Genomic DNA, 26,496 nt, shown 5'->3' on the forward strand with positions numbered 1-26,496 from the left:
AACCTGGGTGAAGCTGGCTTACACCATCGTTTATGTGCCGGATGTGCCGGCATCGTTGTGCTTCTACGAAGCCGCCTTCGGTTTCAAACGGAAATTCCTGCACGAATCCGGAACCTACGGCGAACTGGATACCGGCGAGACCACGCTGTCCTTCGCCCAGCACGAGCTGGCCGCCGGCAATCTGCCGAATGGCCATGTCCGCGCCAGCGAATCCCCCGCGCCGCTGGGCATGGAAATCGGATTGACGACGGACGATGTCGAGGCCGCGCATGCCAAAGCGCTGGCCTACGGCGCCGCCGAGTTGTCCCCGCCCAAGCAGAAACCCTGGGGGCAGACCGTATCCTATGTGCGCGCGCCGGACGGCGCGCTGATCGAACTATGCAGCCCCGTTTCAGCCTGAAAGCTTAGTCAGCTCATATAACGCCTATTTACGAGGAGAGCCGCATGACCCGCAGTCACTCAGAATGGAAGCAATTAGCAGCTGAACTCAAAATCGAAGGCCGCGCCTTCATCGCCGGCGAATATCAAGACGCTGCCGACGGCAAGCGCTTCGATTGCGTCAATCCCGCCAACGGCCTCAAGCTGGCCGACATCGCCCATTGCGGCGAAAAAGACGTGGAAACCGCAGTCAAGGCCGCCCGCCGCGCTTTCGAATCCGGCATCTGGTCCGAGCTCGCGCCGGTGAAGCGCGCGGCCATCCTCAAGCGCTTCGCCGCGCTGATCCGCGAACACGCTGACGAGTTGTCGCTACTGGAAACGCTGGACGCAGGCAAGCCCATCGGCGACACCAGCTCGGTAGACGTGCCGAACGCCGCCTACTGCGTGGAATGGTTCGCCGAAGCCATAGACAAAATCGGCGGCGAAGTCGCGCCAGCCGATCCCAAGCTATTAGGCCTGATCACGCGCGAACCGGTAGGCGTGGTGGCCGCCGTGGTGCCGTGGAACTTCCCCATTCTGATGGCCAGCTGGAAATTCGGCCCGGCGCTGGCCGCCGGCAACGCCGTCATCGTCAAACCGTCTGAAAAATCGCCGCTGACCGCCATTCGCGTCGCGGGGCTGGCCAAGCAAGCCGGCATTCCCGACGGCATTTTCCAGGTGCTGCCGGGCGCGGGCGACGTCGGCAAGCTGCTGGCGCTGCACATGGATGTGGACTGCGTGGCCTTCACCGGCTCCACCGCGGTGGGCAAGCTGATCGCAGGCTATGCCGCGCAATCCAATCTGAAGCGGGTATGGCTGGAGCTGGGCGGCAAGTCCCCCAACATCATTCTGGCGGACTGCCCGGACATTGAGCGCGCAGCCAACGCCGCTGCCGGCGCCATCTATTACAATATGGGCGAAATGTGCACGGCCGGCTCTCGCGTGCTGGTGCACCGCGACGTCAAGGCGCGATTCCTGGAAGCCTTCAAGAAAGCCGCGGAAACCTATTACCCCGGCGACCCGCTGGACCCTGCCACCTCCATGGGCGCCATCGTCGACGGCATCCAACACCGCAAAGTGCTGGGTTATATCGACAAGGGCTTGAGCGAAGGCGCCAAGCTGTTGTTTGGCGGCAAGGCCGCGCATGCCGATGTCGGTCTGTTCATCGAGCCCACCGCCTTCGACTGCCCGCGCCCGGACCTGACCATCTGCCGCGAGGAAATCTTCGGCCCGGTGCTGTCCATCATCACCTTCGACGATGTGGAAGACGCGATCCGCATCGCCAACGACACCGAGTACGGCTTGGGAGCCGCAGTATGGACCGCCGATGTCTCCACCGCGCACAAGGTGTCGCGCCGCTTGCGCGCCGGCACGGTATGGGTGAACTGCTATGAAGAGGGAAATGACATGAACTTCCCCTTCGGCGGCTTCAAGCAGTCCGGCAACGGCCGCGACAAATCGCTGCACGCGCTGGAAAAATACACTGAGCTGAAAAGCACCCTGATCAAGCTGTAAGTCTTCTTCATAGGCCGGCCGCGCATGAGACATCGTGCGCGGCTTTTTTGTTTTGCCCAAGCACAAAAATGCCTTGCCCACAATATCAGTACACTGATAAAGTGTCAGCACACTGACATAATGAAAGCCATACCCCATGCCGCATCAGATCGTAGAGATTCTGACCGAGTCCGACGCCGCCGCCTGCTTCCCGCTCATGCGCCAACTCCGCCCGCACCTGGACAGCGCGCAGGCATTCGCTAGCCGCTGGCGGCGCCAGTCAGACACCGCGGGATATCAATTGCTGGCGCTGAAACATGAAGGCGAAATTCTCGCCCTGGCAGGCTATCGCTTTCAAGAGAATCTGATCCACGGCCTGCACATGTATGTGGACGACCTGGTGACCGACGAAAGCCGCCGCAGCCAAGGCTTGGGCGAAGCCTTGCTGGCCCACCTGCGCCGCGAGGCCGAACGCCAGGGCTGCGTCAAACTATTGCTGGATACGCCGCTGGCCAATATCGACGGCCATCGTTTTTACTATCGCCAGGGACTGGCCGCGACCGCCCTGCGTTTTCTGCAGATATTGCCGGGAGCGAAAAAATGAAAACCATCCTGCACCTCAGCGCCAGCCCAAAACTGGACGACTCCCGCAGCCGCGCCGCCGGCGAACGGCTATGCGCCGCGCTGGCTGAAGGCCGAGCCAGCCGCATTGTCGCGCGCGATGCCGCCCGACTTCCCTGCGACGCCGTCAACTCGTCCTTTATCTCAGCCAGCCTGACGCCAGCCGAGCAGCGCGTCGATTCTCAGCTTCAGGCGCTGACGCTATCGGAACAATTGATTGCCGAATTGGAAGCCGCGAACGCCTTGGTGATTTCCACGCCTTTGCACAACTTCGCCTTGCCCGCTGCGCTGAAACTCTGGCTGGACCTGGTCATCCGCCCCAACCGGACCTTCCGCGGCGGCCCGGCCGGAAAAGTCGGCCTATTGCAGAACAAGCCCTGCTTCGTCATCGTCGCCAGCGGCGGCCCCTTGGCATCCGATCCCGGCTGGCAGGAAGACTTTCTCTCCCCCTATTTGCGCTACGCGCTGGCCTGCATGGGATTGGAGGAGGTGTCCTTCCTGCAGCTGGACAATCAAAGCCGTGGAGAGCCCGCTCGACAAACCAGCGCTCAGCGCGCGGAACAATGGATCAAGCAGCAAGTGGATCGATTCGCGCTGCCGGCCTGAATGCTTTCAAGCGCCGCCCGGCTGCCCGGTGGCAGCCAGCTGCGCCAGCCAGCGGCGGATGGCCGACTCGTCGTCCGCCGGCACATGCGCCAGCATCGCGCGCTCCAGCGCCTCTACCCGCTCGCGGCATTGCGCCAGCAAGCTCCCTCCGTCCTCCGTCAGCTCCAACTGGAGGATGCGCCCATGGCTGGCATGCGGGCGGCTCTCCACCCGCCCCGCCCGCTTCAGATTGGCCACAATGGCGTTCACCGTCTGCGGCGTCAGCAGCGCCAGCCTGGCGAGATCGGCATTGGACAAACCCGGATACGCCGCCAGCATGGTCATGACCACGAATTGCGGCGGCGTGACGGCCAGATCCGCCAACGCGCGCTCCATCCGCAGATGATGCGCGCCTGCGGCCTGCCGCAGCAGATAACCGATATGCCCATCCACGCCGCGTTTGCCTTCTCCGGCAGCGGGCAGCGATGGAGTTGTTGAATGGAAATCCACGGAATGGCGCTCTGATTCAATTGAGCCGCCCATGATAAAGCCCCATCAGCCGGCAGGCCACCCCTCGCAAGCCGCCGCGCCAGGCGCTCATTCCTTGATCTAAAAGTCTGGGCTAAGTATTTCCCCTGCAAGCCCGGCATGTTCTGTCCGCTATACCACCTATATGGCAGGCCGGGCCGAGGGGAAGACGATGCGGGACAGCCAGACGCGAGAAGAAGCCTCTATCCTGATCGTCGACGATCAATCCAGCAATGTGATCATCTTGTCTGAAGCCGTGAAAGGGCTGGGACGGCTGCGCTTCGCCACCAGCGGCCACATGGCGCTGGACATGATGATGCGCGACGCGCCCGATCTAGTTTTGTTGGATATCGAAATGCCCGGCATGGACGGCTATGAAGTCAGCCGCCAGATGGGGGCGGACCCCAAGCTCAAGGATGTGCCTATCATTTTCGTGACCTCGCACGATCCGGACGTCCACGAGCAGCTGGCGCTGGACCGCGGCGGCGTGGATTTTCTGCACAAGCCGCTGAACCTGCCCATCGCCCGTGCCCGCGTCCGCACCCAGCTCTCGCTCAAGCGCAAAAGCAAGCAATTGGCCACCGCCAAGCGCAACCTGGAAGCCGTCATGGGCAACCTGCCCGCCTTCATCGCCCAGTGGAGCCGGGATCAGCACAATGTATTCTGCAACGACGCCGCCGGCAGCTGGTTCGGCCTGCCGGCGGAGCAAATGCGCGGCATGATGCTGTCCGACGTGCTGCAGGAAGGCAATTACCTAGCGATGGAGCCCCTGATCCACGCGGCCCTGCATGGCAGTCCGCAATCGTTCGACCTGACCTTCATCCGAGCCGGCCATCCGCCGCTGTATGGGCAAGTCTCGCTGGTGGACTACGACCAGCCGGAGCCGGATGCGGGCTTTCTGATGCTGATCACCGACATCACCGCCCGCAAAGAAGCCGAGATGGCGCTGCATGACGAGAAGGAGCGCATCCGGGTCATGCTGAACGCCATCGGCGACGCGGTGATCGCCACCGATGCGAACGGCCGCGTCACCTTCATCAACCCCATAGCTGAAACCATGACCGGCTGGCAAATGGATGAGGCGGCGGGACAGCCGGTGGAGCAGGTCATGCCGCTCCAGCTGGGCGATGGCGGGCAGAGCATGCAAAATCCCATCCGGCTGGCGCTCAAGGAGAACCGCGCCGTCGGCATGTCGCTGGATTGCCAACTGATCCGCCGCGATGGCGAGCCGCAACAGATCGAGAATTCGGCCTCGCCCATTCTCGACCGCACGGGTTGCGTGACCGGCGCCATCGCGGTATTCCACGACATCAGCGAAACCAAGGCTTTGGCGGTCAAGATGACGCACTTGGCCCACCACGACGCGCTGACCAATCTGCCCAACAAGATGCTGCTGCGCGACCGGACAGAGCTGGCCTTGCAAACCTCCCGCCACTCCAGAGAACGGCGCGTGGCGCTGATGATGCTGGACATCGATCTCTTCAAAATCGTCAACGACGCCGTGGGACACACGGTGGGCGACCAATTGCTCAAGCAAATGGCGGCGCGGCTGGCGCGTTGCCTGCGGCCCAGTGATACCCTAAGCCGCCAGGGCGGAGACGAATTCATCGTGCTGGCCCCGGCCGCCGGCGAGGTGGAGCAAATCGGCGCCTTGGCCAATGCGCTGCAGCTGGCGGCATCGGAGCCGTACGAGGTGGAGGGCAACCGTTTCGATCTGTCTGTCAGCATCGGCATCAGCCTGTACCCGGATGACGCGAAAGACCTGGAAACGCTTTTTCGCCATGCCGATGCGGCGATGTATCGCGCCAAACAGGAAGGCCGCAGCCGCCTGCTGTTCTTCTCGGCTGAAATCGAGGAAGCCCTGCGCGTCCGGCATATGCTGGAGCGCCATATCCGCGCCGCGCTGGAGCGCGATGAGTTCGCCGTCCATTACCAATCCAAGCTGGATGTAGACGAACAGCGCATCGTCGGCGTCGAAGCATTGGTGCGCTGGCCCCGCCATGACGACGGCTACGCCATGCCTGCCCAGTTCATTCCCCTGGCCGAGGAGACCGGCCTGATCATCCCCATCGGCCACCTAGTGCTGCGCCAGGCCTGCCTGGACGGCGCGCGCTGGCACCGCGACGGTCAATTGGTTCGCATCGCCGTCAATGTATCCGCCGTCCAGATCGTCCAAGCGGACTTCATCGCCCGGCTGCGGGCCATTCTCGCCGAAAGCGGCCTCCAGCCCGCGCTGCTGGAGCTTGAGCTCACCGAGGGCGTGCTGGCGCAGAACACCAGCCGGATGCTGGATACGCTGGCTGAAATCAAGTCCATAGGCGTGTCGATCGCCATTGACGATTTCGGAACCGGCTATTCCAGCCTCGCCTATTTGAAACGCTTTCCCATCGATGTGCTGAAAATCGACCAGAGTTTCGTGCGCGACATGCTGACCGACCCCAGCGACAAGGGCATCATCGAGGCCATCGTCAAAATGGGCCAGAGCCTCAATCTGCGCCTGGTGGCGGAAGGCGTGGAAACGGTGGATCAGGCGCACGCATTGCGCTCGCTGGGTTGCCATATCATGCAAGGTTATTTGTTCGGCGCGCCGATGCCGGCCGCCGATATGCACGCCCGCTTGCGCTGGTGCGGCCCGGCCTCCACGCCTCTGGACAGCGATGTCGCGGCAGCGCCATAAGGAGAATGCCATGCTCCCCGCGGAGCGCGAACGCGAAAACCGATGGCCGCGCAAAGCCGCCAGGCTGGCCCTACCCTGCCTGATCCTGCTCGCCGGCTTGCTGCTGACCGCCGCATCCGCCTGGACAAGCTGGCAAAACAATCAAACGACGCTGCGGGATGCCGTCCGCGTCCAGGCGGATTTGATCCAGGCGGAAATCGGCGAGCGGCTTCGCCATTACCAATACGGCCTCAACGGCATTCGCGGCCTGATTGCCACCATCGGGCCAGACCACCTCACCCGCCAGCAGTTTCTCCGCTACAGCCTGAGTCGCGACATTTCCGCCGAATTTCCCGGCGCCCGCGGCTTTGGCTTCATACGCCGCGTCCCCGCCGCCCAGGAACGGGCCTTCGTTGAACGGGCCCGCCACAACGGCCAAGCGGGCTATGCCGTCCGGCAGATTCACCCTCAGCCGCGGGATCGCTACCTGATCCAATACTTCGAGCCGCAAAACGGCAATGAGCAAGCCATTGGCCTCGACATCGCCTCGGAGCCGTTGCGCCGCGAGGCCGCCGACATTTCGATGCGCGCAGCCCAAACCATACTGAGCCAGCCGATCACCCTGGTCACCTCGCCGCATGCCAAAAGCGAATCCTTTTTGCTGCTGCAACCCATTTTCTCCGATGGCTCCGCGCCTCTCGATGCGCAATCGCGGGAGCAACGGCTGATCGGCTGGAGCTATGCCGCCTTGTCCATGCCCGAGGTGCTGGCGGGAACCCGGCCGCCCGCCAACCACCTTAGCCTGCGGATCGCGGATGGATCGGCGCCCGGCCCCGCGCGGGAATTCTTTGCGCCGCGCGCGGCCGCATCCGCAGAGAAAGCGATCTACCGTTACACCAGCCAGCTGGAGATCTACGGCAGGGTCTGGCAAGTCTCGCTCGACGCCGCGCCCGAATTTGCAGAGGATCTGCGCCAGACCTCGCCCGCGCAGATTGCCCTGGCCGGCGCCTTGGCCAGCCTGGGTAGCGCCGCATCGTGCGCCATCTGGCTGCAAAGCCGGCGGCGTGACCGCAAACTGCGGCAGGCCGAAGCCGAGCTGGCGGCCATCGTGGCCGACTCGATCGACGCCATCATAGGCAAAACCCTGGATGGCGTCGTCACCAGCTGGAACCACGGCGCGGAGCAATTGTTCGGCTACCCGGCCAGCGAAGCGCTGGGCCGCCGCCTAGCCGATTTGATCATTCCCCCGGACCTGCAAAACGAGGAAACAACCATCTTGTCCGCCATCGGCCGGGGCGAGGCCGTGATGCACTTCCAAACGCGCCGGCGCGGCCGGGACGGAAGCGAGCTCGAAGTGTCCATCGCGGTCTCGCCCATCCACGACAAAAACGGCATGGTCGCCGGCGCCTCCACCACCATACGGGACATCACCCGGCAGAAAACCATCGAAAACGAAATCCGGGCGCTGAACGCCAATCTGGAGCAACAAGTCGCCCTGCGCACCGGAGAGCTGGACAGCGCCAGGCGGACGCTGAAAACCGTCATGGACGCCGTGCCGTCGATGATAGGCTATTGGGACAGGAACCAGATCAATCGCGTCGCCAACCGGGCTTATCACCAATGGCTGGGCGTCGAGGCCGACACCATGCCCGGCCGAGCCTTGGGCGACATGCTGGGCGCAGAACGCTATCAGGAGGACAAGCCGCGCATCGAAGCCGCCCTGGCGGGCGAGCCGCAAACCTTCGAGCACTCGGAAACCGCGCCAAACGGCCAGCGCCGCTACCTGCTGACCCACTATATCCCCGACGCCATGTCCGGTTCGGTGCATGGCTTCTACACGCTGATCCACGACATCACCGAGCAAAGCGAGAGCCGCATCGAACTGGCGGCCGCCCTGCATGAAAACAAGGTGCTGCTGGCCACCATCAACGAGCAATTGCTGTACTCCACCACCGACCTGGAAGGCCGCATTCTCGATTTCAACGACAATTTCTGCCGCGCCCATGGCTACAGCCGCGAAGAACTGATGGGCCGCAACCACCGCTCGCTCAGTTCTGGGGTCCATCCGCGGGCGTTCTGGAAAAACATGTGGGAAACCCTGCAGGGCGGCCATGCCTGGCGAGGCGAAATCTGCAATCTCGGCAAAGACGGCGCCGCCCGCTGGTTCGACACCGTCATCGCGCCTTTCGTCGGCCGCAGCGGCCAGCCTGAGCGCTATATCGCGCTGCGGGTGGACATCACCGAGCGCAAAGCCGGGGTGGTGGAAATCGACCGACTCAACCGCATGCTGGGCAATGTGCTGCGCGCCGCCTCGGAGGTGGCCATCATCGCCACCGCGCCGGACGGCCTGATCACCATGTTCAATAGCGGGGCGCAACGCATGCTGGGTTACCAGGAGACGGAAGTCATCGGCAAAACCACGCCAGTCTCCTTTCTATCGCCCGGCGAGGTGGCGCGCCGCAGCGCCGAACTAGCCAAAGGACCCGGCCTCTCTCCCTCCGGTTTCACTGTCCTGTCCATGCTGCCGGAAATGGACGGCGCGGAAATCCGCGACTGGAGTTATGTGCGCAAGGATGGATCGCAGTTGACCGTCGCCCAGGCCATGACCGCCATGCTCGACGAGGCCGGCGAGATCAGCGGCTATTTGTGCATCGCCACCGACATCACCCCCTTGCGCAGGCAACAGCAGGAATTGGCCTCCGCGCGCGACCAGTTGCTGCTGGCGGCGGAGGTGGCCAATCTAGGCGTCTGGAGCTGGAGCCTGCTCGACAACAGCCTGCTATGGAATCCAAAAATGTACACGCTGTACGCGCTGTCGGATGCCGCCGCCGAAGCGGCCCTGAGCTATCCAAAATGGCGGGAGCGGGTGCACCCGGACGATATCCACGACATAGAAACCGCTTTTGGCGCCGCCCTCGCCAGCGGGGACGAGCTGGAACACGAGGCGAAATTCCGCATCATCCATCCAGACGGCGCTATCCGGCACATCCAGGCCGCGGCCCGGATAGAAAGGGCCGCTGACGGCTCGGCGCTCCGGATGACCGGCATCAATGTGGACGTCACCGACCGCCTTGAGTTTGAAACCGCCATGCTGGAGGCCAAGCGGCTGGCTGAGGAAGCCAGCATGGCCAAAGGGCGGTTCCTGGCCAATATGAGCCATGAGATCCGCACGCCGATGAACGCGGTGCTGGGCATGCTGCAGCTGCTGCGCAACACCAGCCTGGAAACCAGGCAAGCCGACTATGCGGCCAAGGCGCACCTGGCCGCCCAGTCATTGCTCGGGCTGCTCAACGACATCCTGGACTACTCCAAGATAGAAGCCGGCAAACTGCAACTCGACCCGCACCCATTCGAGCTGGAGGAGTGGATGCGCAGCCTGGCGGTGGTGCTGTCCGGCACCCTGGGCGAAAAGGACGTCGAACTGTTGTTCGAGATCGCGCCGACATTGCCGCGGCGCCTGCTCGGCGACAGCTTGCGGCTGCAGCAGATCCTGATCAACCTGGCCGGCAACGCCATAAAATTCACCCCGCAAGGCTATGTGATCATCCGCCTGGAAGAGCGCGGCAGAACCGAAGAGGACATCACCATCCGCTTCTCGGTTTCCGACACCGGCATAGGCATCAGCCGCGAACAGGCGGAACGAATCTTCGACGGCTTTGCCCAGGCGGAAGCCTCCACGACGCGGCGCTTCGGCGGCACGGGGCTGGGCCTGGCGATCAGCAAAAAATTGACCGAGATGATGGGCGGCGCGCTGCAGCTGGAGAGCGAACCCGGCAGAGGCAGCTGTTTCTGGTTCGATCTGCGCCTGAAAAGCGAGAGCGACGCCCGCATCTCTCCCAAAGGGGGCGACAACGACGTCGATCTGCGCATTCTCGTGGTAGACGACAACTCGATAGCCGGCGAGGCGATGCGCCACACGATAGAAAGCATGGGCTGGCATGCGGACTACGCCCCCAACGGCCTGGCCGCCATCGACGAAATCAGCCGCGCCATCAAACAAGGCCAACCTTACGACATCGCGCTGATGGATTGGCGCATGCCGGACTTGGACGGGCTCTCCACCGCCCAGGCGATACAGGAGTCCTGCATCCCGGCCCCGATCGTCATCATGATCACCGCTTTCGGCCGAGAAAAGCTGACCGAGGCATCGCAAGCGGACAATCCGCCCTTTGTCGACTTTTTGACCAAGCCGGTCACGCCGCAGCAGATTTTCGACACCATCCAGTCCGCGCGCCAGGTTCGCATCTCGCCAGAACACGTGCCGCCGGCGCCGCCGCAGCCCTCTGGCCGGCTGGAGGGCCTGAAAATATTGGTGGTGGAGGATAACGCGCTGAACCGGCAAGTCGCCTGCGAGCTTTTCCAGTCTGAAGGCGCCGCCGTCGCTCTTGCCGATGGCGGCCTGTCTGGCGTCCGGCAGGCCACCGCGGACGAGGCCGATTTCGATCTGATCGTGATGGATGTGCAGATGCCCGACATCGACGGCATGGAAGCGACCCGCAGGATTCGCGCCCAAGCCCGCCATGCCGACGTCCCCATTTTGGCGATCACCGCCAACGCCTCGCCCGCCGACCGCGCGCAATGCCTGGAATCGGGCATGAACGAGCATGTCGGCAAACCCATCGATATCAACGAGGTGGTTCCCATCATCCAAAGCCTGACGGGCATCGCGCCGCCCATCGCGCGTCCCGCGCCCAAACCGGCGCCGGCCCAGGAAGCCGGCGGCCAGATCGAGCCCATCGATCGCATCCTGGCCCGTTTCAATCACAAACCCGAGTTCTACCGCAAAACGCTGGCCCATTTCGAGCCGGAATGCCGGCAACTGCTGGATGAACTGCGCTCGCGCATGCCGTCCGGAACGGTGCAGGAGCTCGCCGCGACCCTCCACACCATCAAAGGCGTGGCCGCGACCACCGGCGCGCTGGGCCTCTCCGCCCAAGCGGCATCGCTGGAAAAGGAAGCGCGCACGGCCTCCGCCCTGCCCGCCGGCTGGCCAGGCGACGCCACCATGGCGCGGCTGGACGCCTTGCTGGTCGACAGCGTGGTCCGCTTGCAGAACGCCATCGAGTCGACCGGTGCCGCCACCACGGGCATGCCCATGGCGAAGCAAAACCTCGCCTCGCTGCGGAAGCTGCTGCAACACCTGCAAAACAACGATCTGGAAGCGCTGCGCCATATCGATGCGCTGCAGCTGGATGCAGACCGCTCGCTATTGCAGGAGCTGCTCATCCTGTCAGGCAAGGTTCACGCCCTGCGCTTCTCCGAAGCGATGGAGCAGTTGTCCAGGCTGATCGCGAAACTGGAAAGCTGAATCGCCCCGCCAGGGCAGGGCCGCCTTGGCTATAGTAGAAACAGTCTTGCATCCTAGGGGCTTACATGTGGTCGGATAGCCCATCGGCAACCAAGCTGCTTTGGTTTTCGCTGATGACCCTCTTGCTCTGCGCGGCGCCGGCGGCGGCGCTGCCCAACGCCGCCTGCCCCAGCGGACCGCTGCATGTCGGCTACTTCAAAGTCGGCCCGGCTTATCGGGAGGCCAAAGGCTACGATGTCGCGCTGGTGCACGAACTGGCTCTGCGCCTGCATTGCTTCATCGAGAGCGAAGACTCCCTGCCGCGGCTGCGCGTGCTGAAGATGCTGGAAACCGGGCAACTGGACATCGGCACATCGACCATCCCCACCCCGGAACGCAAACAGTACACCTGGATCTTCCCGTATCTGTACAGCAAGAATATGATTCTGCTTCATCCCAGCGTGCAAGCCCGCTCCCTGGAAACGCTTCCCAACGACCCCGCGCTGCGCTGGGGGGCGATCCGCGGCTACCGCCACGGCCCTCTACAAGATCAGTTTCTGGCGAAAATGGCCGCGGCTCACAAACTGGTGCAGGCGGAAGATGAAGACGATCTCTACAAGATGCTGGGCAATGGCGTCGTCACGGGCATCTTCGCCCATCCTTTCAGCTACGAGCTCTGGATGCAGCATTCGCCGCAGGCGAAAGACATCGTGGCGCTCGACCTCTACGGCGACAGCGAGGCGGTCGCCAGCGGCTTGGCGTTGAGCAAGGCCCGCTTCAGCCGCGAGGCCGCCGAACTCTGGCATGAGGAGCTGCGCAAGATGTCGCGCGACGGCTCGCTCTATAACATTTTCCGCCAGTTCCTCAGCGAAAGCTCCGCGCGGCGGGCCACGCAGAAACCGCTAGACTGAGGCTCCGCATGGCGACCCTGGCGAAAATGCTCCGCAAACCCACAATCCGCCTGCCACGGGCCTGGGCAGCCATGCTGATGCTGGCCGCCTCTTCCGCTCCGGCCAGTCCCGCCTGTCCCAACGGCGCGCTTTCGGTCGCTTTTTTCGAATTCGGTTCGGCGTATCGGGATGGCCAGGGCTACGATGTCGACATCATCCGCGAGCTGGCCAAGCGGCTGAATTGTCCGATCCAGTCGGAAACGCTCTATCCGCGCATCCGCGCCTTGAGAATGCTGGAAATCGGCCAGGCCGACATCGGCACCGCCACGCTGATCACCGCCGAACGCCAGCGCTATTTATGGCTTTTTCCCTATTACCACAGCAAAAATCTCGTTTTGCTTCACAAAAGCGCGGACACCGACAGCCTGGAGGCGCTGCTGGCCAAGCCGGACATTCACTGGGGCATGGTGCGCGGCTACCGGCACAGCCCCGCTCAAGACAAATTGCTGGAGACGTTGAATCGCGCCCACAAGCTCATCGTGGCCAGCGACGAGGACGATTTATACAAAATGCTGAGCAGCGGCGTGGTGCAAGCGGGCTTCGGCCACCCCATCAGCTATGATCCCTGGCTGAGCCGGCACCATGCCGGCGAACAGATAATCGCCCGCGATTTCTTCCCCAATGTGGAAACCGTCGCAGGCGGCATCGCCCTCAGCAGAAAACGCTTTTCACAGGAGGCCGCCGAGCTATGGCACCAGGAAATCATCAAGATGCACCGGGATGGCACGCTCAAGACGCTGATGCGCAAATACTTGAGCGCGCCTAGCGTGGAACATTTGCTGAAACGGCCCCTGGAGTAGCCATGCTTGTCCGCGCTCAGGACTGCGGGATAACCGCCACGCTTCGCCCGCGACGAGGATGCCCGTCATGAAATGGCTAATCGCCTGCGCTTTGATTTTTGGCGCGACGCTCGCCAGAGCCAATCCCGCCTGCCCGCAAGGGCCCTTGGCCATCGCCTATTACGAGTTCGGCGCGTCCTACCACAATGGCAAGGGGTACGATGTAGACATCGTGCGCGAACTGGCCAGACGGCTGAACTGCCCGATTCAATCCGAAACCGCTTACCCGCGGATCCGCGCGCTCAAGCTGCTGGAGATCGGCCAGGCCGACATCGGCACCGCGACGCTGATCACCGAAGAGCGGCAGCGCTATTTGTGGATCTATCCCTATAATCACAGCAAGAATCTGGTCATGCTGCGCAAGGGGGTCAATGCCGGCTCGCTGGCGGAGCTGATGCAACAGCCGGATCTGCGCTGGGGCATGATACGCGGCTACCGGCACAGCCCCGCGCAGGACAAACTGCTGGAGGACTTGAGCCAACAACGCAAAATCGTCATTGCCGCCAATGAGGATGATTTATACAAAATGCTGTGCAACGGCGTCATTACCGCTGCCTTCGGGCAGCCGTCGAGCTATGACCCCTGGTTCAGCAGCCATCAAGCCAGCGATCAGATCAGCATTCGCGATTTCTTTCCAGAGGCGGAAACCATCGCCGGCGGCATCGCGTTCAGCAAAAAACGCTTTTCCCAGGAAAACGCCGAACTATGGCATCAGGAGATACTCAAGATGTACCGCGACGGCACGCTCAAGACGCTGATGCGCAAATACCTGAGCGCCACCAGCGTGGAGCATATGTTGAAACGGCCACTGGAGTAGAAACGCGCGTCCGCCGCGACGCGCTTGCCGGGTGCTCCGCCCCTGAGAGGCGATGAACAAGGATGAGCATCATGAAATGGCTTCTGACTTGCGTTCTGATGTTGGGCCCGACGCTCGCTCAGGCCAACCCTGCCTGCCCCAACGGCCCGCTGAGCGTCGCATACTTCGACTACGGCACCGCCTATCACGAGGGCAAGGGCTATGATGTCGAAACCCTGCATGAATTGGCCAAACGATTGGACTGCCCCATCCAGAACGAAGCGGAGTATCCGCGGATACGGGTGTTGAAGCTATTGGAAATCGGCCAGGCCGACATCGGCGCGTCGACGACGGTCACGCCCGAGCGCCAGCGTTACTTATGGATGCTGCCCTACCACTACACCAAAAACCTGGTTTTGCTGCGCAAAGGCATGAAAGTGGACACGCTGGATGAGCTGCTCAAGCTGCCGGATTTGCGCTGGGGCGTGGTGCGCGGCTATCGCCATGGCCCCGCCGGGGACCGGATGCTTGAGGAGTTGACGCGGCAAAACAAAGTGGTCACCGCCGCCAACGACGACGATCTGTACAAAATGCTGTGCAGCGGCGTCATCACCGCCATCTTCGCCATCCCGATCAGCTACGACCCCTGGATGAGCAGCCATCCCGGCTGCCAGCAAATCGAAATTCACGACCTGTTTCCGGACAGCGAAACCAGTCCCGGCGCCATCGTTCTCAGCCGGCAGCGCTTCAGCCCGCAAGCGGCCGCGCTCTGGCAGGCGGAACTGCGGCGCATGTTCAAGGACGGCGCCATTCGCGCCATCATGCTGCGCTATTACAGCGCATCCGCAGTGGACAAGATGCTCAAATCGCTAGGAGACTGAGCGCCCCCCATGACGCGACAAGGCCCGCCAGGCATGCTCTGGCGGGCCTTGTCATCTCCGAGCTTGGTATTACAGCGCCAGCTTGGCGATGGCTTCCTTGGCCATATGGATGGAGGTGGCGCGCTTGTCCGGACCCATGTTCACGCCTTCGGCGCGGATGATCTCCACTTCGCGCACGCCCAGGAATCCCAAGGCCTTCGCCAGGTAGTCTTCCTGGAAGTCCATCAACTGGCCTTGTTCGCCGCTATGCACGCCGCCGCGCGCGGACACCACGATCACCTTTTTATTCGGAACCAGGCCTACCGGGCCGGTTTCCGTGTACTTGAAGGTGCGTCCGGCCGCGAATACGCGGTCTATCCAGCTGCGCAGCTGAGTCGGGATCGAGAAGTTGTACATCGGCGCGCCGATCACCAGCACATCCGCGGCCAGAAATTCTTCGATCAGCTCATCCGTCAGCGCGGCTTCGCTGCGTTGCAGCGGGGACCAGTCCGACTCCGGCGCAAAGCGGGCGCCGATGATCTCGCCGGAAAGATGGGCGATGGGGTTGGCCGCCAGATCGCGATAGCTGGTTTCCACATTGACGTGGCGCTGGCGAATGGTGTTGGCCACTACGGCGGACAATTCGCGGGTAACGGAGTTGTCGGCAAGAATGCTGGAATCCAGATGCAAGAGTTTCATGTTCAGGTCCTTCGATGTCGGGTGGGAATGAGTGAATCATATTCAAACAGAACAATACGCACTAGACTGCTAAAATTGGAAACATTGTTCCACCAACGAGACAATCATGCAGGATCTGAATGACCTTCTGTATTTCGCCAAAGTCGTGGAGCATGGCGGCTTCATGGCGGCGGGCCGGATCTTGGGCATCCCCAAGTCGCGCTTATCCCGCCGGGTGGCCGAGCTGGAAGCGAAACTGGGCGTGCGGCTATTGCAGAGAACCACGCGGCGGCTGGCCTTGACCGAAATCGGCAGCCAGTATTACCAACATTGCCAGGCCATGCTGGCCGAGGCCGAGGCGGCTCACGAAACCATTCTGCAAAGCAGCGCCGAGCCGCGCGGCCTGATCCGCGTCAGTTGCCCGGAGCTGCTGTCCAAAACCATGCTCGGCGACGTGCTGCCGCGCTTTCTGAATCGTTACCCCATGGTCAGGGTGGCGCTGGACTCCACCAATCGCCGCGTCGATTTGATCGAAGAAGGCGTGGACGTCGCCATCCGGGTGCGCAATGTGATCGAGGACAGCGCCAGCCTGGTGGTGCGCCGGCTGGGCCGCAGCCGGATGATCCTGGTCGCCAGTCCGGCATTCCTGCAAATACATGGCGAACCCATGTCGCCGGAAAAGCTGGCCGGACTGCCGGCGCTGACCATGAGTCGTCCGGATGGGCGCGGACAATGGGTCTTGCTGGACAATGTCGGCCAGGTTTACACCATCCACGTAGACGCGCCGCGGCTGATGACCGACGACATGATCGTGCTGCGGCAAGCCGCCATCGACGGGGTCGGCATCGCCGCCCTGCCGGCCAATGTTTGCCATCAGGCGCTGCAAGATGGCCGGCTGAGGCGCATCCTGCCGCAGTACGGTTTCCCATGGGGCATCCTGCACGCCGCCTTTCCCTCGCGCCGCGGCCTATCGCCAGCGGTGCGGGCCTTTCTCGATTTCATCGCGGAAGAATTGATCAGCGAAGATGCCGCCGCCGACTGGGGCCATCCGCAGGCATGACATTTGCTTTCCTTCCGGCATGAATCACGCTGAAGAATGCTTATGCTGCGCATCCGCCCCCTGGAAGAATCCGACTCCCTGCAAACCCTCACCGCCCTGCTGCATCGCGCCTATGCCCAACTGGGCGCGATGGGCCTTCCCTATACCGCCGTCAACCAGAGCGTGGAAACCACTCGCCGCCGCACAGCCGGCGGGCACTGCTTGCTGGCATGGATAGATCAGGAGCTTGTCGGCACCATCACGGTGCATCCGCCCCTGCTCGGATCCTTCTGCCAGCCATTCCGCGAACCGGACGCCGCTGTCTTGATGCAATTAGCCGTGGAACCGCATTAGCCGTGGAACCGCATCGGCAGGGACAAGGCATAGGCGACCGCCTGATGGAGGCGGCGGAAGACTTGGCCAGGCAGCATGGCTGCCGCGCCATCCGGCTGGATACCGCGGTGGAAGCGAACCATTTGGTGAGCCGTTATCTCAAGCGCGGCTACCGCATCGAAGCGCCGCTGCAATGGCCTGACAAATCCTACCGCAGCCTGGTGATGGTCAAAAAATTGGAACCCTTGGCTCCGGAAGCGACTCCTACACTGCATTGCAGTGCAGCAAGTTGATGGCTGCGCGCCACACTTCGGCAGCAGACCATTAGCATTTATTGCATTGCAGCAACAAACGAGTACAGTGCTGCCATGGTCAGGCTATCGGCAGCATCGCTATTTCTTTCCTTCGTTTTCATAAGCAAGGGGTTGCAATGTGGTCCACTACTGCAGTTCAAGGCGGAGTCCTTCCGTCTGCTCAACCGTTGTTTGATTACTGGCTGGACGCCTGCCAACGCGGCATCTTGTACTGGGATACGCTGTATCGCCGCGGCGAGGCGTATCTGGAACACTGCGAGAGCGGCAAGCCGCCGGTGCTGGTGTTCGATTACCAAATCATCATGGATGCCCGCGAGCTGCCCGACCCGGCCAATTACGCGCTGGCCGCCATCAAGCCGCCATCGAACTGCCCTGCGACAGACGCGTCCAAACGCCCCTTCGTCGTGATTGACCCGCGCGCCGGCCATGGTCCCGGCATAGGCGGCTTCAAGATGGACAGCGAAATCGGCATCGCGCTGCAACAAGGCCACCCCTGCTATTTCGTGATGTTTTTCCCGCAGCCGGTGCCGGGCCAAACCATAGAAAGCGTAGCCAAGGCGGAAGGCCACTTCCTGGCCCGCGTCAACGAACTGCACCCCGACAGCGACGGCAAACCCTTTGTGATCGGCAATTGCCAGGGCGGCTGGGCCTTGGCCATGCTGGCATCCGTGGCCCCAGAGCTGGTCGGCCCCATCCTGCTGGCAGGCTCTCCACTATCCTACTGGGCCGGCGTGCGCGGCAAGAACCCGATGCGCTACGCCGGCGGCCTGACCGGCGGCACCTGGACCGCCTCGCTGGCCGGCGACCTGGGCAATGGCCGCTTCGACGGCGCCCATCTGGTGGAAAACTTCGAAAAGCTGGACCCGGCCAATACCCTGTGGAAAAAGTCCTACAATCTGTACGCCAAAGTCGACACCGAGCCGTCGCGCTACCTGGAGTTCGAACGCTGGTGGGGCGGGCACTATCTGCTCAACAAAGCGGAAATGGAATGGATCACCCAGAAGCTGTTCGTCGGCAATGAACTGGTCCACGGCAATATCGCCAGCCATGACGGCAAGCTCAGAGTGGACATGCGCAACATCCGCTCGCCCATCATGGTGTTCGCCTCCTGGGGCGACAACATCACCCCCCCGCAGCAGGCGCTGAACTGGGTGGCGGACTTGTACGACAGCGTGGAAGACATCCGCAATAACGAACAAACCATCGTCTACTGCCTGCACAACAAGGTGGGGCACCTCGGCATCTTCGTGTCCGCGGGCGTCGCAAACAAAGAGCACAGCGAATTCGCCAGCGCGCTGGACCTGATAGACGTGCTGGCCCCGGGCTTGTACGAAGCCATCATTGAAGACGTGGCGCCGGACGCGCCGGGCCAGGAGTATATCGAAGGCCGCTACATCATCCGCTTCGAAGCGCGCGATGTGCCGGACATCCTGGCGCTGGACGACGGCCGCGAGGACGAGCAAGCCTTTGAAGTCGTCAAACGCGCCTCCGAAATCAATCAAGGCGTTTACGACCGCTACTTCTCGGCGGCGGTGCGGACCTTCAGCAACGAGGCCAGCGCCCGGCTATTGCGCGAACTCCACCCGGCGCGCTTCGAACGCACGCTGATCTCGCCGAAAAACCCCTGGCTGTGGTGGCTGCCGGGCCTCGCCGCCCAGGTGCGCGAGCAACGCAAACCGGTGGCGGCCGACAATCCGCTGTGGCAATGGCAGCAGCAGATGTCCGACTTCATCGTCCAATCGCTGGATCATTACCGCGACCTGCGCGACGCCGCCCAGGAACAGCTGTTCCGCGCCATATACGAATCGCCGCAACTGGCGACGCTGATCGGCGTGCAGCCGGCTGGCGAGCCGCGCAAGCAGACGCTGGCCTGGGAAAGCCGCGAGCTCGCCCGACTCAAGCGCGAAGCGCTGGACCCAAGCTTCGAGCACGGCACGCTGGCCGACGGCTTCATCCGCCTGCTGGTTTATGTCGGCATCGGCATGGGCGTCATCGACGAGCGGCCGTTCAACGCCATCCGCCGCACCATGCGCAACATCCATAACGAGTACCCGCTCACCCTGATGCAGCTAAAAGACACCATCAGGCGGCAGGTTTCGCTGGTTCGGGCCGATCATCATCGCGCCTTGAAGGGTCTCAGCCTCCTGCTGCCGGAACAGCATATCCGCCATCAAGCCTGGATGCTGGTTCGCGATCTGCAGCTGGTGAACAAGCATGAGATTCCGGCCGAGCAAAGACAGCGGCTGGAAACCGTGGCCGACGCGCTGGGCCTGTCCGAGCAAGACCGGCAAGCCGTGCTGGGGAAAACCGCGCAGAGCCCCATCGCGCCGGTCCTGCAGCCTCTTGCCGCCGCCGCTCAACAGGAGGCGGCGGAGAGCAAGGCGACGCCGGCAACCAGTCCGGCGGAAAAGCCGGCCGCGCGCAAGCCGGCTGCGTCCCAGCCTAAGCCCGCCCTGGACACGACAGCCATTGCGCCGCCCGCTGCCGCGCCCAAACGCAAAGCGCCAGCCAAGGCCAACGGCAAGTCCCCGACCGGCGTCAAAACCGGGAAACCCGCCGCAAGCGACAAGCCGCCGCGCGAATCCTAAGCGCCAAGCCAGGGGGGCGCGCTTGCCGCGCCCCCCTTTTGTCTTCCTAGCCCCCGATATCCAAGCTCTTCGCCAAACGCCTTCGCGATCATCCCGCGCATGCTCAGCCGTCCTTGCTCGCGAGCATTGACTATCCAAATAGCAAACGCTAATATTCGCCCTCTGCGGGAGAGAGGGGCCCAGCCCCCGCCGAAGACGCAAACTCCCATAATCGCTCAGGCAAGCCGTACCGCAGCGCAACATTGATTCAAGCCGATTGGAGAGAGGCCGCCAGGAGCGGCCCACCGAAGGGGCAAGTGGCCGCCGGCCATGCAACTCTCAGGTAAAAGGACAAGGGGAGAGGCTGTTCCGTTAGCCGGAATTCCACCCAGGAGACTGCCTTGTCCGCATCCGTCCATAACGGCGCTAGACGCTTGTCCGCGCCGCGCCCCCCTATTTACGCCGCATCCCGCCTATCCTCCAGAGAAACCGAGGCGGCGCCATGCTGACCTTAATCTACCTGATCGCCATCACCGCAGAAGCAATGACTGGCGCGCTGGCCGCCGGCCGCCGCCACATGGACATCTTCGGCGTATCCGTCATCGCCTTTCTCACCGCGCTGGGCGGCGGCACGGTCCGCGACATCATTCTCGGCCGCTACCCGATAGGCTGGACCCAACATCCTGAATATGTATTGCTGGTCTTGGCCGGCGGCATCGCCGCCGTGCTGATTTCGCGCTATATGCGGCATCTGAACAATTTGTTCCTGGTGCTGGACGCGCTGGGCCTGGTGGCCTTCACCATCATTGGCTGCGACGTGGCGCTGGGCATGCACTACCACCCGGTCATCGTGGCGATGGCGGGCATGATCACCGGCATCGCCGGCGGCATCTTGCGCGACGTGCTGTGCAATCGCGTGCCCATCGTGTTCCGCCGCGAGCTCTACGCCAGCGTCTCCTTGCTGGTCGCCGTCCTCTACCTGGGCCTGAATGCGCTGGCGCTGCAGCACGACTGGAATATCGCCGCCAGCTTCGCCTTCGGCCTGGCGCTGCGCATGACCGCGCTATGGCGCGAATGGCAATTGCCGGTATTTTCATATCGGCACAGCGGCTACTGACTGAAATGCATTCGGCATAATTTTGATTTATCATGCCGACATGCCCAGACTGCTGCTTCCCCCCGCGCCGGAACTGGCCGGCATCGTCCGCTATTTTCATTTGCAATGGGATGGCGGCGGCGCGATGCAAGTCCCCGCCACCCCTTTCATGCACTTGGGCATCCTGCTGGAAGGCGCCGGCCAAATGGCCTTCCATGGACAACCCGCCACTGATACGCCGCGCAGTTTTGTCAGCGGCGCGCTTAGCCGCCCCTGCGCGATACGCGCCACGCCGGGCAGCCGCTTCATCAGCGCGCTGCTGCGGATCGGCCAGGCCCAGCGCCTGTTCCCGCCCACATGCGACGCCTTCACGGACCAGGTATGGCCGCTGCAAGAGCTGGTCGGCCATGCGGAAGAGGAGAAGCTGCATGACAGCCTGCAACGCTGCGCCACTCCGCAGGAGCAGGTCCGCGCCATGAGCGGCTGGCTGAAACGATTGGCGGCCAAACGCGAAGACCAGCGCGGCTCCATCCTTTTGCTTCCCCCTCGCCAGTTATTCGATGACGGCAAGGACTTGGCGAAACGAAGCGGACTGGGCGTGCGCCAGTTCGAGCGGCGCTTCCTGGCCAGCTATGGCCTGACGCTGCGGGACACTCGGCGCATGTTCCGCTTCATCAATATGATGGGCATTCTGATCGCCCGGCCGGATGCCCGCGGCCAATTGGGCTGGCTGGCCCAAGAGTGCGGTTATTTCGATCAGGCCCACATGGCGCGCGATTTCAAAGCCCTGTCCGGCATGACGCCGGGCGACTTTCTGCGCGACGTGCATGACCCCTCTCGGCCTGAAATGAGCTTGATGCGCTACAGCCAGACTGAGCAGAGCCTGGTCTTGGGCGCGCAAAGCAGCGAGGTATTGCTGCTTTCAAACCCGCGCGCCGGACCAGCCGATAGCATGTCGGATCAATCCAGACCCCATCCATTGCGTCATGCCGCGCCGGCCCCATAAGCATGGAGCGCTGGCATGGATCCTATCGAAAAATCGAAACCCGGCTGGGCCCGCTGACTCGAGCCAACGGCGGGCCGTTGATGACGCCGCGCAGGCAGCCCGCCAAGGCTAAGAGGCATGCTGGCTCAGCCACGCCTTGGCGGCGTCGGTGACCTTATCCAACTCCCGCTGAGCATTGGCCAATAATTGCTCGCACTGGACAAGATCGCCCCGCAGCACCTCGCGCTCCAGCTCCTGCAACATCGCCACCAATCCCAATGCGCCGAAGGAGCCCACGCTGCCGCGCAGGGCATGCACCTGCCTGGCCACGTCCTCATGCCCGCCCGCGCCCAAAGCCTCGCGTATCTGGTCTAGTTGCCTGTCGCTATTATCCACCAGCAATTGCATCATCTTGCCCACCCGGCTGCGCGCATTGTCGCTGCTGGCGGCCAAGCGCATCAATTCGACTGAAAAAATCCCGGCCTCCTCTTGCCGCGCGTCCGCCTCGGCCGGCACCGCCGCGGCATGAAGATATTTGGCCAGCACGGGATACAGCTTGTCCGCCTGCACCGGTTTGGCGATGAAGTCGCTCATGCCCGCGTCCAGACAATGCAGTTGCTCGGAAGGCGAAACGCCGGCGCTCATGGCGACAATGGGCAAAGACAGCCGCAACTCCCGGCGAATCACGCCAGCCGCCGCGTCGCCATCCATTTCCGGCATTTGCATATCCATCAGCACCAGCGAGAATTCGCCGCCGCGCTGGCGCAGGATATCCACGGCCTGCCGGCCGTTTGCCGCCATCTCCACGCGCAATCCGGCCAATTGCAGCATGCCGCCCGCCACCTGAAGATTGATCTCGTTATCGTCCACCAGCAGCACCAGGTGGCTGCCAAGCTGCGGCGGCCGGGTTTCCGCCAACGCCGCGCCGCGCTCGCCGAATGACTGGCAATGCAGGCCGGCCTGCCGCAGCGCCTCGGCCAAAGCCGGCGCCGTCACCGGCCGGGTCAGCACCGCGTCCACCCAATTCAACTCCACCGCGCGGTCAAGCCTGTCTCTTTGGCTGGCGTTGACCACGGCGATCAGCCGCAGCGCGCGCTCGGGCCAGCGCTCCCTCAAGTCTCGGCACAGCGCGGCGCCGTCCACGCCCGACAAGCTCCAGTCTATCAACACGCCGTCGCAGCGCTCGCTCTCCAGCCAGCGCATGGCGGACTGCGAGCTCGCGCAAGCCTCAACCCCGCACGCCAAGCGGCGGGCGTGGTTGGCCATGGCCGCGGCGCAAGCCGGATGTCCCTCGATCAACAACAGCCGCTCGCAAGCGCCATTATCCAAAGGCGAAGCGGCGGCGGCCTCATGGACCGGCAAAGTGAACCAAAACCGGCTGCCTGAGCCTTGCCGGCTTTCCACAGCCATTTGTCCGCCCATCAGCCCCACCAGCCTGCGCGAAATCACCAAGCCCAGACCGGTTCCGCCGAAACGGCGCGTCGTGGAGCTGTCGGCCTGCGAAAAGGCGCTGAAAAGGGTTTGCAGCTGGGCCTCGCTCATGCCCACGCCGGTATCGGCGACCTCAAACCGCAGCGCCCGCTCATCGCCATGCCCCTGAACGCGGACCGACACCGCCACCGCGCCCTGCTCGGTGAACTTGATCGCATTGCACGCCAGATTGACCAACACCTGCTGCAGCCGCAACGCATCGCCCTGCAGCGCCATCGGCGCATCCGGCTCGACATCAATGGCCAGCGCCAGGTTTTTGCTCGCGCCGTTCATGGACATGATGGCGGCCAGCGCGTCCAATACCTCATCCAGCGCAAAGGGCTCGCTGGCGACCTCAAACCGCCCCGCTTCCATTTTTGAGAAATCGAGGATGTCGTTGAGAATGGACATCAGGGCGCGGCAGGACGCCTGTATCATGTCCAGATATTTGCGCTGGGTGGTGCTTAACGGCGTACTGGCCATCAAATGCAGCATGCCCTGCACGCCATTCATCGGCGTCCGGATCTCATGGCTCACATTGGCGACGAATTCGCTCTTGGCGCGGCTCGCCACCTCGGCCGCGTCCTTCGCCCGCTCCAAAGCCTGCCTGGCCTCCCGCTCGCGGCTGACATCCTTGGCGATGCAGATAAAGCCCTGCAGTCCGCCATCCCGCCAAATGCCGTTCACCACCGCATAGACCGGCACTTTGCCCCCATCCTGGCGGACAAAGGTCCACTCCCCCTCTACCGCTCCGGCCTGGCGCGCCGAGCCCCAGAAGACGTCCAGCGCCTCTCCGGCCGCGGCCCCGGACTCCGTCCTGCGTCCGTCCAACTCCTCTTGATCCAGCAAGCTCAACAGCGCGCCCTGCTCGACCATCGCCTCGGCTCGATAGCCCAGCATTTTCTCCGCGCCGACGCTGAACACCGTCACGCCGCCCTTCAAATCCATCGCCAGAATAGCGAACTCGCTGGCGGAGTCCACAATGCTCTGCAGCCTGGCCTGGACTTGCCTCTGTTCCCGCCGGGCCATCTTGAGCGGCGTGATGTCGGTTTCAAAGGCATAGAAACCCGCGACCTCTCCCTCCTCTCGGTAAGGCACATACGATGCGAGCGTATGCCGCTCCTTCCCTTGCGCATCCGGCACGCTATGCTCGAACAAAACCGGCTCGCCCTGCAAAGCCCTCCAGACTTGGTGCTGGACCCCGCGATAAACCTCCATGCCCAGCACATCCGACATCAACCGGCCCTCGACCTGGCCTGGCGCCAATCCAAACCAGTCCAGATAGCCGCGGTTAGCGAATTGATTGACTGTCTGCCGGTTCCAGCACCCCACCATGGCCGGCACATTATCCAGCACGGCCTGCAGCCTCTCCCTCGCGTCGGACAGCATGCGGCGCATCTCCACCTCATCGCTGATGTCCCAGCACAGGCCGACTACGCTCTGCGGCTGCTGATATTCGTCATAGCGGATCTGCCCGACCAGCCGGAGCGTGCGCCCGCCGTCCGCGCCGTCCGCCACTTGATAATCCCAGCCCGCGCTTCCGCTGGCCGGCCACCTCAACTCCAGCAGGCGCCGCCACGCGGCCGCATCTTCAGGCCGCAGCCGCGGCCACAGCTTGGCGATGAAATCGCTCTCCTCATCGGCCATGCCGTTCAAACGCCGCATCTTGCCGTCGCAATGCAAGACCTGCCGCTTGACGTCCCACTCCCACAAGCCCATGCCCGCCGCGGAGGTGGCGAGACTCAGCATCTCGCTTAACTCCGAGAGGCGTCCACGCTCGGCCATGCGCTCGCCCAGCTCGCAGACATAGACCCGCAAACCGTTTTCTTCGCCCAGCTGTGAATAAAGGCCAATCTGCATGCCGCACCAGACAATCTCGCCGTCGCTGCGCTGCAGGCGCAATTCCATCGGCACCGGCGCGCCCGCGCCCTCCAGGGCCAGCGCGCGGCATTGCGTCCATAACGACGCATCCGCGGGATGGCACAAGCACTCATAAGGCAGACCGATCAACTCTTCCGCTTGCCAGCCCAGCAGATCGCACAGATACGCATTGCTTTCCCGTATCCGCCCATCGCCATCCAGCAAAGCGCATCCGCTGATCTGCCCCTCCAGTGAGTTGCGCAGGCAGTCGTCTCCCAGCTGCGCCGCCCGCGACTGGGAACGAGCGTGATGCGCGGCATGCGCGAGAAGCGCGGCGAGCGACGCCGACAGGAGCTGCAGCCATGGCAAGGGTTGCGGCAAAGCGTGCGCCGCCTGAGAGAATGCAGGCGCCGAAAACAACAAGCCATGGCCCGTCGCCAGCAACAGCAGGCATAGCCGCGTCTTTCCGGCCGGCAAAAGCAGAATCGCGCACAAAAAGGGCAAGGCCAAAGCGGCCAGGCACCAATTCGCGTCGATTCGCCACATGGCGCTCATTCCCGCCGCCATCAGCAAGATCAGAATCAGGCGGACGCCCCCGCCTTCCGTCTCCGCCGAACGCCCCGCCAGCCAAACCCAGCCAAGCAAGCTGGCGGTCAAGCCGCCGCTCAGCCATTGCATGGCGCCAACCCCATCCGCAGCCATGGCGAGCAAGACCGCGCCAGGCGCGAAAGCCAGCGCGCCGTCCGCCGCCCGCGTCGCGATCAGCGCCGCATCGTCCACATCGCGGCGAGGGTCCGCGGCCCTTCGCCGCAGCAGCCAAACGCCAAGCGCCACCTGAAGCGCGTTGGCCAACGCCATCAGGCTGCCATTCAGCCATCCCAGCGGCAGGCAGCCCAGCCACAAGCAAATTGGCCACCACCACGGCAGACGGGCAGAACGCCCGCGCCAGATCAGCAGCGCGTTGCCCAGCCACAGCGGCGCGGCCTGCTGTGAAACGCCCATGGCCCAGGCCGGCGGCAAAGTCATCAGCAAAACAGCCGCGGCGCCCCACGCGCCCTCGGTCGGCAGATCGAAGCGGGAAAAGAAACGGCCGGCCCCACCTGCTCGTTCCATACAGCCCT

General features: G+C 63.2%; 19 protein-coding genes and 2 riboswitches. Of the genes, 16 read left to right on the forward strand and 3 right to left on the reverse strand.

All coding sequences use genetic code 11. The annotated features are described in order from the left end of the window. Positions 1-7: 7 nt before the first annotated feature. The 4 genes from NKT35_RS20385 to NKT35_RS20400 all read left to right on the forward strand — a co-directional run bounded on the left by NKT35_RS20385 (position 8) and on the right by NKT35_RS20400 (position 3,138). Positions 8-400, forward strand: a complete 393-nt coding sequence (locus tag NKT35_RS20385) for a VOC family protein (RefSeq protein ID WP_254296608.1) — start codon at positions 8-10, stop codon at positions 398-400. Positions 401-444: 44 nt separating this feature from the next. Next, entirely contained in the window at positions 445-1,932 is a 1,488-nt protein-coding gene (locus tag NKT35_RS20390) for an aldehyde dehydrogenase (protein WP_254296610.1), read from the forward strand. 136 nt (positions 1,933-2,068) lie between these two features. Continuing rightward, the gene (locus tag NKT35_RS20395) at positions 2,069-2,515 is read left to right on the forward strand and encodes a GNAT family N-acetyltransferase (protein ID WP_254296612.1); all 447 of its coding nucleotides are present in this window, start codon (positions 2,069-2,071) and stop codon (positions 2,513-2,515) included. Further along, complete coding sequence (locus tag NKT35_RS20400; RefSeq protein WP_254296614.1) at positions 2,512-3,138, forward strand: FMN-dependent NADH-azoreductase; 627 nt, start codon at positions 2,512-2,514, stop codon at positions 3,136-3,138. The genes NKT35_RS20395 and NKT35_RS20400 overlap by 4 nt, the downstream gene beginning before the upstream one ends. A gap of 6 nt (positions 3,139-3,144) precedes the next feature. On the opposite strand, the gene NKT35_RS20405 is transcribed toward NKT35_RS20400, so the two are convergent. Continuing rightward, positions 3,145-3,660 (reverse strand): MarR family winged helix-turn-helix transcriptional regulator, encoded by a 516-nt coding sequence (locus tag NKT35_RS20405; RefSeq protein ID WP_254296616.1) that lies wholly within the window; start codon positions 3,658-3,660, stop codon positions 3,145-3,147. A 157-nt stretch (positions 3,661-3,817) separates the two neighbouring features. Here NKT35_RS20405 and NKT35_RS20410 point away from each other — a divergent pair, with 157 nt between their 5' ends. The 6 genes from NKT35_RS20410 to NKT35_RS20435 all read left to right on the forward strand — a co-directional run bounded on the left by NKT35_RS20410 (position 3,818) and on the right by NKT35_RS20435 (position 15,054). Beyond that, positions 3,818-6,322: a two-component system response regulator gene (locus NKT35_RS20410; RefSeq protein ID WP_254296617.1), complete on the forward strand. Its 2,505-nt coding sequence runs from the start codon at positions 3,818-3,820 to the stop codon at positions 6,320-6,322. A gap of 10 nt (positions 6,323-6,332) precedes the next feature. Beyond that, positions 6,333-11,609, forward strand: coding sequence for a PAS domain S-box protein (locus NKT35_RS20415; protein ID WP_254296620.1), 5,277 nt, complete (start codon positions 6,333-6,335; stop codon positions 11,607-11,609). 113 nt (positions 11,610-11,722) lie between these two features. Next, the gene (locus tag NKT35_RS20420; RefSeq protein ID WP_254296623.1) at positions 11,723-12,499 is read left to right on the forward strand and encodes a substrate-binding periplasmic protein; all 777 of its coding nucleotides are present in this window, start codon (positions 11,723-11,725) and stop codon (positions 12,497-12,499) included. A 71-nt stretch (positions 12,500-12,570) separates the two neighbouring features. After that, entirely contained in the window at positions 12,571-13,338 is a 768-nt protein-coding gene (locus NKT35_RS20425) for a substrate-binding periplasmic protein (protein WP_254296626.1), read from the forward strand. A gap of 67 nt (positions 13,339-13,405) precedes the next feature. Then, the gene (locus NKT35_RS20430; protein ID WP_254296629.1) at positions 13,406-14,194 is read left to right on the forward strand and encodes a substrate-binding periplasmic protein; all 789 of its coding nucleotides are present in this window, start codon (positions 13,406-13,408) and stop codon (positions 14,192-14,194) included. Positions 14,195-14,265: 71 nt separating this feature from the next. Further along, the gene (locus NKT35_RS20435; RefSeq protein ID WP_254296631.1) at positions 14,266-15,054 is read left to right on the forward strand and encodes a substrate-binding periplasmic protein; all 789 of its coding nucleotides are present in this window, start codon (positions 14,266-14,268) and stop codon (positions 15,052-15,054) included. A 69-nt stretch (positions 15,055-15,123) separates the two neighbouring features. On the opposite strand, the gene NKT35_RS20440 is transcribed toward NKT35_RS20435, so the two are convergent. Beyond that, on the reverse strand, positions 15,124-15,732 hold the full coding sequence (locus tag NKT35_RS20440; RefSeq protein WP_254296633.1) for an FMN-dependent NADH-azoreductase: 609 nt from the start codon (positions 15,730-15,732) through the stop codon (positions 15,124-15,126). 106 nt (positions 15,733-15,838) lie between these two features. Between NKT35_RS20440 and NKT35_RS20445 the strand changes: the two genes are divergently transcribed. The 6 genes from NKT35_RS20445 (at position 15,839) to NKT35_RS20470 (ending at position 22,066) form a co-directional block, all read left to right on the forward strand. Continuing rightward, positions 15,839-16,771 carry a LysR substrate-binding domain-containing protein gene (locus tag NKT35_RS20445; protein ID WP_254296635.1) on the forward strand — a complete coding sequence of 311 codons (933 nt, stop codon included), beginning with the start codon at positions 15,839-15,841 and terminating at the stop codon, positions 16,769-16,771. A gap of 42 nt (positions 16,772-16,813) precedes the next feature. Further along, positions 16,814-17,104 carry a GNAT family N-acetyltransferase gene (locus NKT35_RS20450; protein WP_254296637.1) on the forward strand — a complete coding sequence of 97 codons (291 nt, stop codon included), beginning with the start codon at positions 16,814-16,816 and terminating at the stop codon, positions 17,102-17,104. Positions 17,105-17,106: 2 nt separating this feature from the next. Further along, the gene (locus NKT35_RS20455) at positions 17,107-17,376 is read left to right on the forward strand and encodes a GNAT family N-acetyltransferase (protein WP_254296639.1); all 270 of its coding nucleotides are present in this window, start codon (positions 17,107-17,109) and stop codon (positions 17,374-17,376) included. Between the two features lie 137 nt (positions 17,377-17,513). Beyond that, positions 17,514-19,985 carry a DUF3141 domain-containing protein gene (locus tag NKT35_RS20460; protein ID WP_254296641.1) on the forward strand — a complete coding sequence of 824 codons (2,472 nt, stop codon included), beginning with the start codon at positions 17,514-17,516 and terminating at the stop codon, positions 19,983-19,985. A gap of 155 nt (positions 19,986-20,140) precedes the next feature. Further along, positions 20,141-20,227: riboswitch (glycine riboswitch) on the forward strand. A 4-nt stretch (positions 20,228-20,231) separates the two neighbouring features. Further along, a riboswitch (glycine riboswitch) is annotated at positions 20,232-20,329 on the forward strand. A 137-nt stretch (positions 20,330-20,466) separates the two neighbouring features. Continuing rightward, positions 20,467-21,081, forward strand: a complete 615-nt coding sequence (locus NKT35_RS20465; RefSeq protein ID WP_254296644.1) for a trimeric intracellular cation channel family protein — start codon at positions 20,467-20,469, stop codon at positions 21,079-21,081. A 40-nt stretch (positions 21,082-21,121) separates the two neighbouring features. Next, the gene (locus NKT35_RS20470) at positions 21,122-22,066 is read left to right on the forward strand and encodes an AraC family transcriptional regulator (RefSeq protein ID WP_254296647.1); all 945 of its coding nucleotides are present in this window, start codon (positions 21,122-21,124) and stop codon (positions 22,064-22,066) included. Positions 22,067-22,174: 108 nt separating this feature from the next. Here the strand turns inward: NKT35_RS20470 and NKT35_RS20475 are convergent, their stop codons facing one another. Continuing rightward, positions 22,175-26,488, reverse strand: a complete 4,314-nt coding sequence (locus NKT35_RS20475; RefSeq protein WP_254296650.1) for a PAS domain S-box protein — start codon at positions 26,486-26,488, stop codon at positions 22,175-22,177. Between the last annotated feature and the right edge of the window lie 8 nt (positions 26,489-26,496).

The sequence above is a fragment of the Chromobacterium sp. IIBBL 290-4 genome (genome assembly GCF_024207115.1).
In the GTDB taxonomy this organism is placed as follows: Bacteria; Pseudomonadota; Gammaproteobacteria; order Burkholderiales; family Chromobacteriaceae; genus Chromobacterium.